Origin of the sequence: Dorea sp. MB18-49 (genome assembly GCF_023669465.1) — a bacterium.
GTDB classification, from domain to species: Bacteria; Bacillota; Clostridia; order Lachnospirales; family Lachnospiraceae; genus Dorea_A; species Dorea_A longicatena.
The window spans coordinates 1-18,971 of sequence record NZ_JAMOYX010000051.1 but is presented as its reverse complement, the minus strand read 5'-3'; the positions used below and the strand labels follow the sequence as shown (position 1 = coordinate 18,971).

The window sequence follows — 18,971 nt, the reverse complement described above, 5'->3', positions numbered from 1 at the left end:
CACAAGAAAACCGCAGAGCTTTCTGGCGTTCCATCATTCAGGAAATCCATATAAATGAAGACAGTACCATAACCTCCGTCGATTTTCTGTGATGCGTCTTGTACTAACTATACTGTTCCATTTGGAGCCGACAAAACTATGACGGCCGTCCTCTCCGGAACTGCCGACATCGGCTTTATGGGTTCGGAAGCTTCTATCTACACATATAACGAGGGGGCGAATGATTATGTTGTAAACTTTGCCCAGCTCACCCAGCGCGCCGGTAACTTCCTGGTTGCCAGGGAAGATATTAAGGATTTCAAATGGGAAGATCTGAAAGGCAAGAAGGTCATCGGCGGTAGAAAAGGCGGCATGCCTGAAATGGTATTTGAGTATATCTTAAACCAGAACCATATCGATCCGGCTACAGATCTCACCATCGACCAGAATATTGATTTCGGTTCTACTGCGGCGGCCTTCGCAGAAGACAAATCCGATTACGACTTCACCGTAGAATTCGAACCTGGTGCAACCAATCTTGAAAAACAGGGTAAGGGATACGTTGTCGCCTCTCTTGGAACGGACAGCGGCTATGTTCCGTACACTGCTTTCTCTGCAAAGAAGAGTTACATCAACAAACATCCGGAAGTCGTCCAGGGATTCACCAATGCACTGCAAAAAGGTATGGACTACGTGGCATCCCACACACCGGAAGACATTGCCCAGGCAATCGCTCCTCAGTTCAAAGAGACCACACTGGATACGATCACAACCATCATTTCCCGCTATTATGAGCAGGATACATGGAAAAAAGATCTGATCTTCCGGCAGGAAAGCTTTGATCTTCTTCAGGATATCTTAGAAGAAGCAGGCGAGCTTAAGGAACGCGCACCTTACAAGGATCTCGTAAATACTACTTATGCAGAAAAGGCAGCAAAAACAAGCAACGATACCCAGAAAACCAATTAACTCTATACTCCGATATCTACAAAACCGGCAACTTCTCTTGCTTACTATGGTATAAAAAATAATGCTGCAAACTTTTCTTCGTTCTGCAGCATTATTTTTAAATTATCATATATTCGTAAGAACCTGCTATCAGCAGTTTTCTTTTTCTTCCTATATTCGCCTATGCCAGCTCCGCATCCAGGTGCTCTTTCACATAACCGCTGACTTTATCTCTCGGAATCTCCATCACCACTGCCAGTTCTCCATACAGGAACTTCTCGGCGCTGGACATATATCTCTCATCAACGTTGATCGTCTTTTTTCCCGCCAGTAATCTCTTCTTATTTCTTCCATATGAAGTCTTGATCAGTGAGATCCACTCCCGGCACTGATTGTGTAACAATGCGTTCTTGTACATTCCTTCCCGCTGTTTTTCATTTGTCACACCAATGGTATCGATCTTTGGCATCTCTTTGATCAGATTCTCCGCCTCTTCTTTTGTGATCAGTTTTCTGATCTGATCCCGCTTATTATCGACTGGTGTGTATACCGTTCCACCTGCATCATATACCGGTTTTAACGTATAATACTCTTTGTCCGAACTGCCCATGTCAATCTTGCCAATATTTACTACTTCGCAGACGCCCTCCTTATAATGCGCCACATAATCTCCTATTTTGAACATTTCTGCCTCCTGTTCTAACACTTCTCTCATGGTAACCTGCAGATGTATGACAACGCTAAAAGAGCGCACAATCCGAAGTTATATCGAACTGCACGCCATCTTTTCTGGTATCGTATTATGAAATTTGTAAACGCGCTGACATAAACTCTTGATATACCTATTATATCACAACCATTTCACGGATGTAAGATTTTTTTAAGAATTTCTCTCAAAATCAACCCTGCACCGCACAAAGCCACCAATATTTTCCTTTCTATCAGTATCAGCCAACGTGGAATTTTTTATGCATTTCTTCTTTAAATTCTTTTCGTTTGAATAAAATTAATCCGATCAACAGCAGAAAACTGCACCCGATACAGATAACCGATGGAGTCCTGTAATGGATTACTCCTGTCACTAAAAGAATCAATGGAAGAATCATCGAATAGACAGCGGCCATCACATAATAGATCATATATTCTCTCGGTGACAGGGAACGTATTCTTGATATGATCAACATTACAACCTGGATCAGCAGGCAGATATCCGGAATTCCGATATTCACAGACCAGCCTCTCCATCCGGTTCCGAGATCCCACAATACACAGATTCCTGACATGATCAGAAGCTGCCATGCCGCATTCTTCAGCAGATTGAACCGTTTCACATAACCGACTGCCATCGTAAGCCACATCGTCGCACACCCGGCTGCCACGAACACCGACCAGTGCACACCGGGCGATATAATGATATCCGTCATCATACTGATCACGATCGCTGCAATACAGCAAAATGTAAAGATCTGTAATACTTTCTTTCCTTCATAATTTGGTCTTGCATCCTCCGGGAAATCCGGTTCTGCCACTTTGACCGAAGCCCCCAGTTCTTTCAATATCCGGTAGAAATTCCGCTGGATATTCGTGCTGTCGTATCTCGATGTAAAGCCAAGTGATAACGTATCTTGAAAAGAACAGATACATAATTCTGTCCGGTTCGTACTTGTATACACGCCAAACTTTTCAATATATTGCGCATAATCTTCCGGCATCTTTACCACACTCATGTTCGAAAGCACGGCGGTTACTTCCTGCTCCGCCATCTTGGCACCCGCACGGATACAGCGGTTTTTCAGTTCCAGCGGTGCCCATTTTAAGATCTTATGCTTTTCTATTGCAATCAGTTCATTCATCCGTCCTGCCATATGCTCTTTGGACAAATTCTCCTGAAAATATAACTTTACTGCCTCCAGTACATCTTCAAAAGAATCTTTTCCCCCTCCGAACTGATACCCCGGCTCTATATAACCGAAGAAATTCAGCATCGAATCCGATGGAAAAATCTTTCTTAAATTCACCGGAACCATCAGGATAACCGGCTTCTTCTCCTGCATCCGGCTCATTTCTTCATGGATTGCACAGATAAATGCAGCCGTCAGGAGCACCGACATGGAGACTTTCTTTTCTCTGGCAATCCCCAGCAGTTCTTTTACCGACATGGAAGCTTCATTGATCTGCAGCTCTTCATATCCTTTTCCACCCTTTTTGATCTGAACCGCCCTGATCTTTTTCTTTTTCTTTCTTGGAAAATCCGGATCATAATATCGGCTGAAACTGTCATCTTCCTGATCTTTTACCGTCAGATACTGGTTTGACAGCTCCACCGGTTCCAGATCTTCTTCGTGGATCAGATACAGATAATTCTTCACCAGTTCTCTTAGGAATTCTGTTGCACCGGTTCCATCTGTCAGCGCATGAAATACTTCAAAATTGATCCGTTTTTCATAATATGTCACTTCAAATAAAAGTGTCTTTTTATCCCGTACATACAGGCTGCTGCAAGGTTCTTTATATTCTTCCCTTACCACCGGTCTTAATTCACTTTTCTCCAGATAATGCCAGAAAAGCCCCTTTCTCATAACCGACAAAAATACGGGATACTTTTGTATCGTCTGATTCAGAGCTTCCTGTAATATCTCTTCTTTTACTTCTTCTTTCAGCTCACAATAGAACCGGAACACTCTGGTATCTTTCGGGCTGCTGGCTGCGGAAAATAACTTTGCCGCATTATCCAGACTTCTCCAGTAAGCACGTTTTTGCTCAAACACCGGCTTTCTCCTCCCCCTTTACTTTCCCGCTTTATTCTTCGTTTGCAGGACTAACCTTCCGGCTGTTTTCATCAGATGTATAGCCGCTCAGGAAACGGTTAATAATAGCAAAGCTCTCCTGTACATGGTAATATTTTACTCCCAGTGCAAAGAATCCGTGAAGTGCATCCTGTATTCTGTGCACCTCCACCTTATTGCCCGCTTCTTTTAACCTTCTTCCATACTCTTCCCCCTCATCTCTGAGAGGATCACATTCCGCCGTTAAGATCAGTGTATCCGGCTGGTTGCTGTAATCGGTCTCCATGAGAGGTGCAAGATATTTACTTTTCTTATCTTCTTCTGCCGATGCATAGAAATTAATATAATCCCGCATCTTTCCCGCAGTCAGAAGATATTCCGTCCCGTAACGTCTTACCGACAAATATGGGGACTCCTCACTGTAATCATTATTTACCGCAGGATAGATCAGTATCTGTCTCTTCGGCAGGAATTCTCCCTGATCTCTTGCCATCAGTGAAACAGCTGCTGCCAGATTCCCACCGGCACTGTCTCCGATCAGTGTAATCTTATCCGGATCTGTATTCAAGATAAACTGGTTCGTGTACATAGCCTTTGCCGCCATATAACAATCGTAAAAACCAATGGGAAATGGATACTCCGGCGCCAGCCGGTACTCTACCGATACAACGATATGATCTGTTGCCGAAGCAAGACGGGCACAGATTCTTTCATAATTATCAATACTTTCCGTTACCCATCCTCCCCCGTGAAAGAACAGAAATACCGGCAGATCATCCTCCATCTTTTCCCCTGGAAGGAATATCCTTACAGGGATCTGATGATTGCCGTTATAAATCTTATAGTCAATCGTCTTATGAAATATCTTCATCGGATCAATTGCTTTTAAATTCGCCAGGTGTCTTGAAGCCTCCACTTCAATGCCGTCGAAGGACAGCGCTTTTAATACCCGCCTCATTGATTTGTTGATCGCCATTATCTGATATATCCTTCCTCATATGCTTTTGCTTTATTAAATGCATATAACTCTGCAAAAGTTGCCTGCTTGTATGGAGAAGCGTAGAAAATCCCCACCATTCCACATGTGATAACCGTAAGAATATCCCATCCAAGGAATGACAGATCCAGAATAAACGTCTCCATCTTCTGTCCGTCCATCATACGCTTACTGATCTGGAATGCTTCTTTTCTGTCCATTCCCGGATTCTCTGCAAGAATGTAAGGAATCATTAGGTATTCATAATGCTTCACGATTCCTGGAATCACCAGCAGTAATGTCCATAAGGATGTAAAAAGTTCTCTTAAGAACATGGTCAGTACAATATTCACATAATGTCCGGAACGGAATGCATCAAACATCGTTCCAACCGTTGGATTCTCTGTCTTATTCAATACGAAGAAACGTTTTCCACCTACTTCCAGAAGATTTCCCACGAATATCTTCAGTGCCCATATTACAATCGTTAATATAATCGCAGCCATTGCAATTGCCAGCCCTGCAAATGGGAATCCCCATCCGTAATGATATGAGAATGAAAACCCGTCATTCCCATACAGACTGTTCTGTGAAGCACCACTTCCGGTTCTTCCTCCGCTTATGCTGCTAAGTCCCGTGATGATTCCCATGATCACTGCTACAGCCACACATGCCCAGTAATTCTTCTTAAATGCAATCTTACCATTTGTTTTCAGTCTTTCTCTTGTCCAGTTCATATACTTTTTCTCCTTGTTTATCCCTGTTGCTTTGCATCTTGAATCTTTTCATTTAAATCATTCAGATATACCCATCGGTCCATCTTCTCATCCAGTGCATTCTCAGTCTCTTCTTTTTTCTCCATAAGTTCCCGCAATTTCACCGAATTAGTCGCATTGGCTGCAATCTGTGCATCCAGTGTCTCAATCTTTTCTTCCAGTTTTGCAATGTCATCATCGATCGACTCGAACTCCCTCTGCTCTTTGAATGTGAATTTCAGCTTTGGTTCCCGCTGTTTCCAGGTGTCTTTCGAAGAGCTTTCTGCCTTCTTCGGCTGTTCCTCTGTCCCGGCAGCATGTCCTTTCAATGACATCTCTGTATCCAGACCTTCCAGTTCTTTGCGGATCAGATAATCCGAATAACCACCCTCGAACTGTCGTACTTTTCCGTCTCCTTCAAATGAGAAGATACGGTTCACAATACGATCCAGGAAATAACGGTCATGTGATACCGTGATGATAATTCCGTCAAAGTGATCCAGATAATCTTCCAGGATCGTCAGCGTCTGGATATCCAGATCGTTGGTCGGCTCATCCAGGATCAGTACATTCGGTGCACTCATCAAAACACGCATCAGGTACAGTCTTCTCTTTTCTCCCCCGGAAAGCTTCTCAATCTTTGACCACTGCATGGCTCCGTCAAATAAGAAGCGCTCCAGCATCTGGGATGCCGTGATCTTTCCGTCTGATGTCGTAACATATTCTCCCACTTCTTTGACATAATCAATCACTTTCATGGATGCATCCATATATTCATTCTCCTGAGAGAAATATCCGATCCGGATCGTCTGCCCAATCTCGATCGTGCCATTATCCGGTTTTACAATCCCATTAATAATCTTAAGAAGTGTCGTCTTTCCACAGCCATTCGGTCCGATGATTCCGATTCTGTCATTTTTTAGGAAAATGTAACTGTAGTCATCGATCAGCTTTCTTGCTCCATAAGATTTACTGATGTTCTGAAGCTCGATCGTCTTATTTCCCATACGGGACGCTACGGAATCCAGTACCACTTTCTTTTCTTCCTGAATGTCCTTGATCTCCTGCATTGCCTTGATGCGGTCAATGTGTGCTTTCTGCTTCGTACTTCTGGCTCTTGCACCTCTTCCCAGCCATTCGAGTTCTGTACGCAGAAGACTCTTTCTCTTTCTTTCTGTCGCCAGTGCCATATCCTGACGTTCTGCTTTTAACTTGACAAACTCCGAATAATTTCCAGGGTAGCTGTATAATTTCCCCTGATCTACTTCCACGATCCTGGTTGCCACACGATCCAGAAAATAACGGTCATGGGTAACCATCAGGATTGCCCCGCGAAATCCGATCAGATATTCCTCCAGCCACTCAGACATCGCATTATCCAGGTGGTTGGTCGGTTCATCCAGTACCAGGATATCTGCCGGTGTAAGCAATGCATTGACCAGTGCAATTCTCTTCTTCTGACCGCCGGACATATGCTCTACTTTCTCGTCATAGTCATAGAAGCCAAGCTTGTTCAGCATGGATCTGGCATCTGCTTCAATTGTCCACTGATTCAGCTCATTCACATTGTCTGCGATTGCCGCACGCAACACCGTTGTTCCCTCTTCAAATTCCGGTGTCTGCGGCAGATAACAGATCTTGACCTGATTTCCTATACTGATCTTACCTTCATCGTATGGTTCTATCCCGGCTGCCACTTTTAAAAGCGTAGATTTTCCCATTCCGTTAATTCCGATCACACCGATCTTTTCATTCTCATTGATGCTGAATGCAACATCATTCAGAAGGACACGGTCAGTATAAGCCTTCGTAATATGCTCCATCGTAAGTAAATTCATACTTTAGTTCTCCTTCATAAGCCTTTCGGATCTTCCCATCGGCAGTCCCTGTAAAATGCCTGACAGGCCAGAAAAGAGACCGGAAACTCCGATCTCTTTTCGTTCTCCTCTTTCTATTATATTTTACAGAAAGACATATTTCAATATGAATAATACCGTAAGTACATACATTAATGCGCTGATCTTCTTTTCTTTTGCTTTTCCAGTCATCAGATTCAGGATCACATAAGAGATAACTCCCATAGAGATACCTTCTGAAATGCTGTAGAAGAATGGCATAGCCAGAATACAGATGTAGCATGGCAGTGCCTCTGAAAAATCATCAAAATCAATGTGTGTCACATTTGTCAGCATGTAGAATCCAACCACGATCAGGGCCGGTGCTGTTGCAAATGAAGGAATTGCAAGGAAGATTGGTGACAGGAACAGTGACAGGCCGAATAAAATAGCTGTCGTTGCAGAAGTCAGTCCCGTTCTTCCTCCTTCGGATACACCGGATGCACTCTCTACAAATGTCGTAGTCGTTGTTGTTCCAAGCACTGCTCCAACGGTTGTTGCAACCGCATCTGCCATCAGCGCACCTTTGATATTCGGAAGACGTCCCTCCTCATCTAACATACCTGCCTTTGTAGACACACCGATCAGTGTTCCGATCGTATCAAACATATCTACAAATAAGAATGCAAAGATGACAACGATAAAGTTCAAAGAGAATATTCCGCTGAAGTCAAGCTTTCCAAATACCGGCATGATGCTTGGAATTGTGAATCCCTTGCTGAAATCCGGAAGCAGGCTGTAGAATCCAATTTCTGGATTCGCTACATAGATACCCGCCATCTGACAGATGATTCCAAGAATCCATGTAATCAGGATTCCCCATAAGATATTTCCCTTTACATTCTTTATTACCAGAATTCCTGTAATTCCCACACCGATCAGTGCAAGAATGACCGTGATTCCTACGTTACTCATAGAAGCTTCCACACCTTTGGCACTGTTATATCCATCAATGGAGAATAACTGCAGAAGTGTAGAACCTCCTACTACGATATTCGCATTCTGAAGTCCGATAAATGCAATGAATAATCCGATACCGACACTTACTGCCGACTTCAGATTCTTCGGAATTGCATTGAAGATTGCCTCACGGATATTCGTAAGTGAAAGTACGATGAAAACGATACCTTCTACAAATACTGCCGTTAATGCAACTTCCCACTTATAACCCATTCCAAGAACAACAGTATAGGCAAAGTATGCATTCAGTCCCATTCCAGGTGCCAGTGCGAACGGGTAATTGGCGAAGAACGCCATCAAGAATGTACCGATCATTGCAGCCAGCGCTGTCGATGTAAAGATTGCACCGGAATCCATCCCTGTTGCAGACAGGATACTCGGATTGACTGCAAGTATGTACGCCATAGTCATGAACGTAGTGATACCTGCCATAACCTCTGTTTTGGCATCGGTTCCGTTCTCACGGAGCTTAAATAATTTTTCCAACATGTTTCTCTTTTCCTCCTTATACTCTCAAAAAATAAGATAACAACAACAAAATTACTGTATCTCTCTTATTTTTTTTCTTAAAGCAAGTACCTGATTTGGTGCTACGGATAACTCATCGATTCCCATCTGCAGGAATTGTTCTGTCATGTCCAGATCTGCTGCCAGATCACCACATATGCTGATTGTTTTTCCCTCCAGATGTACATTATTCGCAATAATACGTATCATTTTAAGCAATGCCGGATGATGCGGATTATAAAAATGATCCAGTTTAGAATTTGTTCTGTCCATTCCCAGTGTAAGCTGCGTCAGATCATTCGTTCCTATACTGAAAAAATCAGCCTCCCGTGCCAGTTCACCGCTTATCATAACCGCTGCCGGTGTTTCAATCATAACTCCGATCTGTATTTCTTCATTAAACGGAATCTTCTCATCTTTTAACTCTTTTTTTATCTTTTCCAGAAGCAGTTTTGCCTGCTGTACTTCTTTTACATCTGTAACCATCGGGAACATAATAGACATCTTTCCATAAGCAGATGCACGTAAAATTGCACGTAACTGCGTCTTGAATATCTCGTCTTTATCCAGTGACACACGGATTCCCCTGTATCCTATCTCAGGATTATTCTCTTCTCCCAGATCCAGACACTCTGCTGTCTTTTCACCGCCCAGATCTGCTGTACGGATCACAACCTTTTTCATTCCCATCGCTTCTGCTGCCAGACGATATACCTGAAACTGCTGTTCTTCTGTCGGAAGTTTCGGACCATTTTCCATATAAATAAATTCACTTCTGAATAATCCGATTCCACCCGCATCACTGCGCAGAACGCTTTCAATGTCTTCTCTGCTTCCGATATTCGCGCACACATCAATTTTTTGTCCGCTCTGCGTAATATTTTCTTTTCCCTTCAGACGTTCCAGACTCTGTACCTGCGTATGATTCTCATCTTGTCTCTGTTTCATCTTTGAAATCGTTGTATAATCAGGTTCGATATATACTTTTCCCTCAAAACCATCGATAATAATGGTCTTGCCTTCGTATTCTTTCTTTAAAGACTCTCCCAGTCCGATCACAGATGGAATTCCTTTTGTTCTTGCAAGCACTGCCGTATGAGAATTAATTGTTCCGTATCTGGTAACAAACCCAAGAATCTTGCTCTTATCAAGCTTTACTGCCTCACTTGGATATAATTCACCGGCTGCCAGTATAAACGGTTCATCTGTCAGCATCTTATCTTTCCATGCCCTTGCAAGAATCCGAAGTACCCTTGTCGACACATCTTTAATATCTGCTTCGTGTCCCTGTACATAACTTTTATTACTTTTTGCCGCACTTGCCAGTACATTTTCCACCGCATTTTTTACAGCATACTCTGCATTCAACTTATGCTCTACGATAATATTTGTAATCTGCCTGATGATTTCCTGATCTTCAAGGATCATCTGCTGCATCTCAAATATAGCTGCATTCGCTTCACCTACTTCCTTAGAAGCCGAATCATACAGATCCCTCAGTTCCTGCAACGCTTTCTGCCTTGCTTTCTGAAAACGCATAACCTCTTTTTCTACATCTTTTACATAGATTCTGCGAATCTCTTTTGTATCCCGCTTATAAAAGGAAAGTTTTCCGATTGCAATTCCTTCTGATATTTTTTTTCCAGTCAATGTAATCATAGTTTTCCAACCCTTTTAAACCTTTATTAGTATGAACAATAATACTTTACACGTTTGCCGTTCATTCGTCAAGTAGATTACTTTTTATAACAAAAACTTACTAAATTTCTGATTATCTTTTCATAAGTTGGTAAATGCCGATATATCCCGTATTTTAGGGCTTTATCGGTATTTTCTTTTTGGAAGATACCTTGCATAAGCTGGCATTTACCAGCATGAAAATGCAACCAAAAGTAGTAAATGAGTAGTAAATATAAGCTCCGATATTAACAAGCCAGTCTTTCCAGTTCTGCTTTTGCAGATTGAAATGTACCGTGTGCATAATAGCCAAGTGTCATGGTTATGTTAGCGTGTCCCATAAGATATTGCAGGGTGTTTGGGTTCATTCCTCTGTTTGCCATATTCGTACAGTAAGTATGTCGGAATGAATGTGGTGTGATGTTCGGTAACTTGTCCGTGTGATACTTGTTATACTTCTTAATTAGTCCTCGCACCATGCCCTCATAGTTTCCTGCAACTTTAGGTAAGCCCTCACGGTTCAAGAATAGGAAATTGCTATAACCACCTACAATCAACGGTTGTGCCTTTCCTCTGTTCTTTAGTATTCTTTGGATTGCTTGATAAGCCCGTTCTGTCAATGGAAGTTCTCGTTTTCCGTTTTTGGTCTTTGGCGTTTCAATATAGTAGCCGATTTCGCTGTCTTTCAATAACTGGTGGTCTATATTGAGTATTCTGTTCTGCATATCAATATGCGTCGTTAGTCCGCAAAATTCAGAAATACGAAGTCCCGTTTCCAGCAGAAGCACAACCTCATCATAATACTTGCTGTAAATCTTATCCTTTTCCATAAAGGCAAGCAGGCGTTCTTCCTGCTCTGGTGTAAGGATAACTTTCTGCTCCGTATCATCTTCCAGAACATCACTTAGCTTAAATTCAAACGGGTTCTTTCTGATACAGTCGTCTTGTATCGCCATGTAAAATGACGCTTTCAAGGAACGCTTGTAGTTATCAATCGTTTTATAGGCGTATCCTTTTTCGCTCATTCTGATAGCCCATTCTTTAGCGTCCGACTGCTTAACAGTATCAATCGCCCTCATACCCAATGGGTCATTTTTCAGAGCGTTCATAAGATACTGTCGTCCTTTTTCAGTAGCCCTCTTGATGTTCTTTCTTTGGCTGTTCTTCTTGTCGTAGAGCTGGCAGACTGTCATTTTACCGCCTGCTGTATCGATACCGTCGTTAAGGTCTTTTTTAATCTGTGTTTCTTTTTCCCTCAACGATATATCATCACGCTTTCCAGCAGGTGTCTTGTCTGTCGGTACAAGTTTCCAAGAATAGATAAATTGTGGCTTTCCGTATATATCGGTATATTTATAAACGTATCTTCCGTCTTTTCGCTGGCTCTCTCCATTACGCAAATTGCGATTTTTACTGTCTTTTCGTTTTACATTAGACATAGTGTAAAGCTCCTTTCCGTCATGGAACGAGCCGTGATACGCTATATTTATTATACCATATCTACGGCTCAATGACATTAGATTTCGTCCAATGTATCTATGATTTTTTCAAATTGTTTTCGCTTAATCTGAATACGGTTGCCGTTCACGATAACCCAGCCAGCGTCAAGATTTTCTTCGGCTAATTTACGCAATTTCTTTTCGCCAATGCGGAAGTATTTGGACGCTTCTTCAACCGTCAGCGTATATTTTTCCCAAATAGGCACATCAGTATTGTTCATAATCTATGCACCCCCCTTTACTGTGTGTCGTTTTTTACAAGCAGGCAGACGGCTTTGGAAAGCTCCATTAGTATCTCAACTATTCCCATTCTTGTGGGCAGAACCGCACCATGCGGACGTATCATTATTCTGTGAGGATAGGTCGTGGCAAAACAACTTTTCCAACAGTCGCTCTCGGATCACTGCGTGGGTCGCTCGCTTTCTTTTGAAAAGGTCGTGGCGTACAGTCCCCGTGGCTCGCCATCTCACAAACGTATCTGTCTGCTTTATTCAGTTGTCAAAGAGCTGTGGTGAAAGCGTGTTGCTTTCATATAAAAGCAGGTGGCAGAGCAGGAAAGAGGGGGATATTAAATCATGCTCCGCTAAAAACTGCTTATTCTTCTGGTTCTAAGTCCATATCTTCAATATCAAAACCTAAAATCATTTTGATAAGTGCTTCTCTGATACGTCCTTTTAATTCCATATCTACAACGATATAAACATTGCCGTATTCATCATAAAGTGAACGCAAACAGCACTTTGATATGTAAGGGTCATAAAATGCCAGTAATTTTTCAATCGCTTTTTCGTTTCCGTCCATAGCTGATGAAATCAAGTAATAAGACGGTTTCTTAAATAACTGTTTCATTTTCTAATGTTCCTCCTTGAGTATTTTTTTCATAGTTTCCAAAGCGTGATGTCGGTTTCTAAATACACCGCTTTGCGTGATTTTCTGCAAGTTGGCAATTTCACTTTCTGTCATTTCCAAGAAGTAATACATCAACAGAGTATTGCGTTTTCTTTCTGGAAGTTTCTTCAAGGCTTCTGCCAATTCATCATCAAGGACACGAATATCAATGCCACATACTGAAAAGATTGTATAATCTGTTTCGTAGTCGTCCCAAACAGCCATTTTATCAACAAGGACATCTGGCAATTCGCTGAAAGATATTTCTTTATTCTTACGACGGTTTAATTCCTTGTAATAATCTTTCACGACACTACGGACAACTTTCTTTAAACAACTTTCAAAACGACATTGAACTGTTTTCTGGAAGTCAGACGGTTTCATCAATCTCACCTCCTTTCCTTTATGATTTGAAAAGTGTTTATCCCTCTTTCCGCACCATATAAGGACAGCTAGGTGTGATTTAATGACCTCTTTTGAAAAATTTTTTAAATTTTTTCGGGTATGAAAAAAGCCCGCACAAAACATATAGTCTGTACGAGCCTTTAAAGCTAAAACATATTCAATTTTTAATAGTGTGCTATTAGGTGGGATTTGATTGCAAATAATTGTACTTAAAGCTTTCCATAACGCAAGCCCCCTTAAAGCACCGTATCAATGTTGGCATGGTTTTTCAAATTACTCTGAAAAATTATGAACTGTTCCTTTTGGAAATATAATTGTCAGTCTTGTATATTCTTTTTCCGTAGAAGCAATATCCAATTTCAATCCCAACCTATCGCATAATTTTTTAGATAGATACAGTCCCATACCTGTTGCATTTGCCTTGTTTCTGTTAGAACCAGTAAAGCCTTTTTCAAATACACGGGATAAATCAGACGTTTTTATTCCACAGCCATTATCTTCAATTACAAGCAGTATATTTGTTCCGTTGTCTTGACTGTATATCGTCAGTTTGTTTTCCTGCTTGTCAAAATACTTAATCGCATTTTGCACGATTTGAGATAGAATGAATGTCAGCCATTTTTCATCAGTATATACAACATTCTCTATGTCATGGATATTGATAATTACTTTCCTTTCCATAAGTGAATGACGAAATTTCAGAATGACATTATGTATCACTTCGTCTAACTGCAACTGTTTTACAAAATAGTCCTTTTCCGTATTTTCACTCCTTGCATAGTAGAGCATTTGTTCCACCAACTGAAATATCTTGTCTGTTTCTTTTTTTAACGTGTAATTTTTCGTATTATCGAACGTCAAAGACAATGCTCCTATCGGTATTTTAATTTCATGGGCGAAACTTTCCACATATTCTTGATAATCCTGCTTTTCCTCTGTGATTTTACCGATTTCATCATTCATAGATTTGCAGGCTTTTTTTAGTGCGTAGTAATAGGCTTCATTTTGAAATTCTTTTGGCTTTGGTAAAACATCTGCAATATAGTAGGTTTCTTCCAGTCCGTCTACTAAATCAATAATATGTTGCGAAGCCTTACGTTTCTTCCGATACAAACACCATTGAAAAAGCCCTTGTATGCTGATGAACAGAATTACCAGCAATACAACAAATAGCGTATCTACACCGTAGAAAATCAAGAGAAATGCTACTAAGGCAAGAAAGAAAAGCTGAAACAATATCTCTGTTATTTTTTCTTCTAAGAATGTAAAAAAGCTCACAGTTTCCAACCCTTTCCTCGTATATTTTCCAATAAATGAACAATACCGATTTCTTTCATTTTCTTTTTTAGACGGGTCATATTAACCAGTAATACATTTTCGTCTAAATAATATTTGTCGTTCCACAGCTTTTCCAATAGTTCTTCCTTACTGATAACTTTATCTTCGTTCATAAAGAAGTAGTATAAAATACGAAATTCATTTCTTGTCAATTCAATGCTTTTCTCTTGATACTTCAAAATAGATAAATGTAAATCAAGGGTACAATCTTTTTTAACAAGCTCACGGAAATTATTCGGGTTTGATAACTGCAATGCACGCTTGATCTTCTCAAGAAGAATAAGCGTGTCATACGGCTTTGTGATGAAGTCAATCCCACCCACTTGAATACTTTTCAATTCGTCAGCATTTGTATCTCTGCTTGTTACAAAGATAATCGGTACTGGCATGACTTGTTTTATTTTCCTGCATACTTCATAGCCATTCTCATACGGCAGGTTAATATCAAGCAGAACCAGTTCTATGGAATATTGCTTTAATTCATCTGTCAGGTTTCCAAAGTCAATCAATAAAACTGTTTCATATCCTTGTGTGTTCAATAATTTAGAAAGCTCCAAACGAGTGATTTCATCATCTTCGATAATTGCTATTCTCATTTCAACACCCCCTTGATTTACCATTATAATAATTTCACAGCAGGAGAGCTAGAAAAATCTAACTCTCCTCATTGATATTTCGTTTGAAACCGATATACGTTGCTATCCAGTAAATACTATAAATTAGGAAGAAGATAATTAAATTCAAGCCAAAGTACATTAGATAAAGGTGTTTATCTCCCAAAATTTGTTGATACACATTATTCAATGACGACATCATCACAAAAGAACATAATATTGCTGATATTGCAGGGACACAAAATAATATCAATAATTGTTTTCTGATTGTCTTAAATAGCGACTTATCATTTATTCCTAATCTTCGCAAGGTCAAGTAGCGATATTTGTATTTAGTAGAGTCGCTCAATGATTGAACTGCCAAAATTGTTCCTACTGCGGAAATCAAAATAAATGCAATGTACATAAACAGACTGGCTACTATTGCAACCATTGCTTTTTGTTGTTCTATTTCTGCACCTCTTACGTTTACTCTATACGACTCATCATTTATTTCTCCATTTTCATCAACCTTTACTAATTGATGTTGCATATCTTCTTTTATCTTATTTTCTAATTCTGCGTCTGTATCTTCTTTTGTATCTATAATCAAATGATTTTCTGATACTTCAAGTCCTTGAACATATTTATCTGGAAGTACAACAACAAATCTGCCAGTATTAGTTATAGAGTTCCAATAAGACTTAGTGTCATATCCTTTTAATTTCAAATTTTTATTTGCTACTGTTATGGTTTCAATATCTTTGTTATCTTCAACCTTATATGCAAACTTGCTATTTGTAACTATATAGTATTCGTTATCATTTAAAGAAAGCAACGGCATCTTTCTTAATTCCAGTAACCTATTATAATCACTTAACTTCAAGACTGGGTCAAAATCATAATATTCTGATTGGAAGAAATTTTGTACCTGATGATTCGGCTCTTTATAAATGTTGTACTCAATGGTATTAACAATCGTATATTCTTCTTCAATTACTCGAATATATTCATCAAATACCTGCTTATCATCAAAGAGTTGTACATCATATGGTGCATTTAAATTCACGCTGATATCATACGAAGCTTTGTTGATACTAGAATAATTCAGAGCCAGCAGTGAAGTTAAAATCAACATAGACAATGTACCAAATGTGAAGCTCATTGTTCTTGCTTTAGAAGCAAATGTTCTTGCTACAAACAGATTATCATTTTGATATTTCATTTTTTTATTCTTTAACAAAACAGTCAAGAACATATCTGCACAAGTTGTAGATATACCATAAATGCTGATAATCAACATGATTACGCTTACCATCAAATAAGTAAGTGTTTCTTGCTTATTAAAATTATCCATAGTACAACGTGAATTCCAGAGAAAAAGAGAAATCGCACCAAGAATAATACTTAAAACAAAAATGACATTTCTTTTTTTACTGTCACGGAACATTTTCTTTTCATTTTGTTTGTCAAAATAAAGAAAATCACGTATCGTCATTTTACTTATTCTTCTTAATAGATTAAGCAAAACCAAAACATAAATAGTTAAAAAATAAATTATCAATAGTCCAATAGAAACGAAATTCAAAGAAATAAAGAGAGTTTTTGGAATACCCAGTAAGTTTACAATTACTAACGACACAAACTGGCTGAATAAAAAGCCAATAGGAATAGCTAATACAAATGCTAAAATTCCCAACAGTATATTTTCAATTACAACTAAGTGGGCAATTTCTTTTTTCTTAATGCCAAGAAGCATATATGTTCCTAATTCTTTACTTCTTTTTTCAAACATAAATTTCGTTGTATAGTTGATCAAAAAGCATATCACAAAAATAATAAGAATATTTACAGCGAACAATGAATTCTTAAATGCATCCATACTGGAACATAACTTTACAATTTCATCAGAATTTGCCACCAAATTAAAAGCAAATATAAGAGAAAAGGATGCAGTAACGGTTATCAGATAAATCAAATAATCTTTAATATTTCTTTTTGTATTTCTATACGCTAACTTACCTAACATTTCCCACTTCACCTCCGAGCAAGGTTAATATATCCAGTATTTCATTGAAGAAATCTTTTCTGCTTTTTTCCCCTCTGAAAATTTCATTGAATATTTTACCGTCTTTCAAGAACAAAATACGTTCACAGAAAGACGCACTAAACGGGTCATGTGTTACCATTAAAATAGTAGCCTGCATTTTCTTGTTGATTTCAGACATTGTTTCCAGTAATAATCTGGAAGCTTTTGAGTCCAAAGCTCCCGTCGGTTCATCAGCTAAAATCAGTTTCGGTTCATTGATTAAGGCTCTAGCACAAGCACAACGCTGTTTTTGTCCGCCAGAAACTTCATAAGGAAATTTCGATAAAATATCACGAATACCCAATTTATCGGCGATAGCATGAACTCTTTTCTCAATATCAGTAGGGTTCTGTTTGTTGATAACCAATGATAAAGAAATGTTTTCTCCAATCGTTAAAGTATCTAAAAGGTTGAAATCTTGAAAAATGAACCCTAAATTTTCACGTCTGAAATCAGCAAAATCTTTATCCTTGATTTTGGTAATATCTTGATTATTGACTGTAATGTGTCCGCTGGTTACAGTATCAATCGTAGAGATACAGTTTAATAGGGTAGTCTTTCCAGAACCACTAGCTCCCATGATTGCGACAAATTCGCCCTTATCTACATACATAGAAATACCGTCTACTGCCTTTGTGATATTTCCAGAGTTACCCCCGTAGTATTTTTTTACTTGCTCTAAATTTAAAATGTGTTCCATTAAAAATCGCTCCTTTCTTCCTGCCACATTTATTTGTTTTGGAATACAATTAAATTATAGCAAGGGCAGTATTCAATTACACTTACAGTTTTGAAAGTAAACAGAGAGTAAAAGAGCCGTGATAATGCAGATCACAATTTTGTGAAGCATTTCCACGACCCTTTTATTATAATTTTGCCTTTGTCTTTTTCGTAATGATATAAATATATTCTTCTGGTGTAGGGCGTTTATTCCCAAAATACTTTTTGAAATTTGCCTGCACCTCTGGGTCGGTGCTATTCATAGCTTCATCAATCGTAGCTTCAATATCCGCCCGAACATCAGCCAATGATACACCGCCAGCTTTTGCACCAGCTTTCAATGCCTTTTTTATATCTCTTTTGTTCAGTCCTATCATATTCATACCTCAATTCTACTTTTTAAAGCTAATAAGTTTTCCATTGTATTTTACAATGATGAATATGATATAAAACACTCCTACAACAATCAAAATAAGACCTATGTAATAGCCTAATTCAGAATGAGAGATTAAATTGATAATCGGCATAACAAGAATACCAATACTAACCAGTAAAGTGCCTATTCCTATTTTTTTTGTAAACACCTTTTTATCTTTAGGGTCAAGTTGTGTATAATGATAACCATGTAATAAAGTAATATTCTCTTTTATACCTATTTGATAAGATGTAAAAAGTAAAAACAATCCTATAACTATTTCAACAATCAATTCCTCTAATTCCATAATCGTTCTCTCCTTTAATCAAAATAAAATAATTCTTCAAATTTTTTATCTAAAGCTATACAAAGCACTAATGCCAATTTTGCTGTTGGATTAAATTGTCCAGTTTCAATAGAACTAACTGTATTCCGAGAAACCCCGACTAGTTCAGCTAATTCTGTTTGTGATAATTTTTTTTCTTTTCGTACAGTTTTTAATCTGTTTCGCAAAATTAAATGTTCGTCCATTCTATAAACC

At 39.1% G+C, this 18,971-nt stretch carries 18 protein-coding genes and 1 pseudogene; 1 reads left to right on the top strand and 18 read right to left on the bottom strand.

Features of this window, described 5'->3' with window-relative positions; translation table 11 throughout:
* Positions 1 to 120: 120 nt before the first annotated feature.
* A pseudogene (locus tag NCY30_RS12670) lies at positions 121 to 948 on the top strand (ABC transporter substrate-binding protein); the annotation flags it as partial.
* 160 nt (positions 949 to 1,108) lie between these two features.
* On the opposite strand, the gene NCY30_RS12665 reads toward NCY30_RS12670, so the two are convergent.
* The 18 genes from NCY30_RS12665 to NCY30_RS12580 form a co-directional block, all read right to left on the bottom strand.
* Positions 1,109 to 1,612 (bottom strand): CarD family transcriptional regulator, encoded by a 504-nt coding sequence (locus NCY30_RS12665; RefSeq protein ID WP_250818784.1) that lies wholly within the window; start codon positions 1,610 to 1,612, stop codon positions 1,109 to 1,111.
* 262 nt (positions 1,613 to 1,874) lie between these two features.
* Positions 1,875 to 3,695 (bottom strand): DUF6320 domain-containing protein, encoded by a 1,821-nt coding sequence (locus NCY30_RS12660; RefSeq protein WP_055180136.1) that lies wholly within the window; start codon positions 3,693 to 3,695, stop codon positions 1,875 to 1,877.
* 31 nt (positions 3,696 to 3,726) lie between these two features.
* On the bottom strand, positions 3,727 to 4,689 hold the full coding sequence (locus NCY30_RS12655) for an alpha/beta hydrolase (RefSeq protein ID WP_006428927.1): 963 nt from the start codon (positions 4,687 to 4,689) through the stop codon (positions 3,727 to 3,729).
* The gene (locus NCY30_RS12650; RefSeq protein WP_006428928.1) at positions 4,689 to 5,426 is read right to left on the bottom strand and encodes a DUF975 family protein; all 738 of its coding nucleotides are present in this window, start codon (positions 5,424 to 5,426) and stop codon (positions 4,689 to 4,691) included. The genes NCY30_RS12655 and NCY30_RS12650 overlap by 1 nt, the downstream gene beginning before the upstream one ends.
* Positions 5,427 to 5,443: 17 nt before the next feature.
* On the bottom strand, positions 5,444 to 7,282 hold the full coding sequence (locus NCY30_RS12645; protein ID WP_055180134.1) for an ABC-F family ATP-binding cassette domain-containing protein: 1,839 nt from the start codon (positions 7,280 to 7,282) through the stop codon (positions 5,444 to 5,446).
* Between the two features lie 123 nt (positions 7,283 to 7,405).
* On the bottom strand, positions 7,406 to 8,788 hold the full coding sequence (locus tag NCY30_RS12640; RefSeq protein WP_006428930.1) for an NCS2 family permease: 1,383 nt from the start codon (positions 8,786 to 8,788) through the stop codon (positions 7,406 to 7,408).
* A gap of 51 nt (positions 8,789 to 8,839) precedes the next feature.
* A complete protein-coding gene (gene ptsP, locus NCY30_RS12635) occupies positions 8,840 to 10,465 on the bottom strand; it encodes a phosphoenolpyruvate--protein phosphotransferase (protein WP_055214683.1) in 1,626 nt (541 codons plus the stop codon).
* Between the two features lie 266 nt (positions 10,466 to 10,731).
* Positions 10,732 to 11,922, bottom strand: a complete 1,191-nt coding sequence (locus NCY30_RS12630; protein ID WP_003062094.1) for a site-specific integrase — start codon at positions 11,920 to 11,922, stop codon at positions 10,732 to 10,734.
* A 77-nt stretch (positions 11,923 to 11,999) separates the two neighbouring features.
* On the bottom strand, positions 12,000 to 12,203 hold the full coding sequence (locus NCY30_RS12625; protein WP_002322728.1) for an excisionase: 204 nt from the start codon (positions 12,201 to 12,203) through the stop codon (positions 12,000 to 12,002).
* A 373-nt stretch (positions 12,204 to 12,576) separates the two neighbouring features.
* The gene (locus NCY30_RS12620; RefSeq protein ID WP_002322727.1) at positions 12,577 to 12,831 is read right to left on the bottom strand and encodes a helix-turn-helix domain-containing protein; all 255 of its coding nucleotides are present in this window, start codon (positions 12,829 to 12,831) and stop codon (positions 12,577 to 12,579) included.
* Between the two features lie 3 nt (positions 12,832 to 12,834).
* On the bottom strand, positions 12,835 to 13,254 hold the full coding sequence (locus NCY30_RS12615; RefSeq protein WP_003061815.1) for an RNA polymerase sigma factor: 420 nt from the start codon (positions 13,252 to 13,254) through the stop codon (positions 12,835 to 12,837).
* A gap of 294 nt (positions 13,255 to 13,548) precedes the next feature.
* Entirely contained in the window at positions 13,549 to 14,553 is a 1,005-nt protein-coding gene (locus tag NCY30_RS12610) for a sensor histidine kinase (RefSeq protein ID WP_007286197.1), read from the bottom strand.
* Positions 14,550 to 15,209, bottom strand: coding sequence for a response regulator transcription factor (locus NCY30_RS12605; protein ID WP_015517518.1), 660 nt, complete (start codon positions 15,207 to 15,209; stop codon positions 14,550 to 14,552). The genes NCY30_RS12610 and NCY30_RS12605 overlap by 4 nt, the downstream gene beginning before the upstream one ends.
* Before the next feature lie 58 nt (positions 15,210 to 15,267).
* On the bottom strand, positions 15,268 to 17,235 hold the full coding sequence (locus tag NCY30_RS12600; RefSeq protein ID WP_007286199.1) for an ABC transporter permease: 1,968 nt from the start codon (positions 17,233 to 17,235) through the stop codon (positions 15,268 to 15,270).
* On the bottom strand, positions 17,225 to 17,995 hold the full coding sequence (locus NCY30_RS12595; protein ID WP_003061398.1) for an ABC transporter ATP-binding protein: 771 nt from the start codon (positions 17,993 to 17,995) through the stop codon (positions 17,225 to 17,227). The genes NCY30_RS12600 and NCY30_RS12595 overlap by 11 nt, the downstream gene beginning before the upstream one ends.
* Before the next feature lie 166 nt (positions 17,996 to 18,161).
* Positions 18,162 to 18,392, bottom strand: a complete 231-nt coding sequence (locus tag NCY30_RS12590; protein ID WP_003060191.1) for a hypothetical protein — start codon at positions 18,390 to 18,392, stop codon at positions 18,162 to 18,164.
* Between the two features lie 15 nt (positions 18,393 to 18,407).
* Positions 18,408 to 18,737: a DUF3784 domain-containing protein gene (locus tag NCY30_RS12585; RefSeq protein ID WP_003061243.1), complete on the bottom strand. Its 330-nt coding sequence runs from the start codon at positions 18,735 to 18,737 to the stop codon at positions 18,408 to 18,410.
* 14 nt (positions 18,738 to 18,751) lie between these two features.
* Positions 18,752 to 18,961, bottom strand: coding sequence for a helix-turn-helix transcriptional regulator (locus NCY30_RS12580; RefSeq protein ID WP_007286202.1), 210 nt, complete (start codon positions 18,959 to 18,961; stop codon positions 18,752 to 18,754).
* Between the last annotated feature and the right edge of the window lie 10 nt (positions 18,962 to 18,971).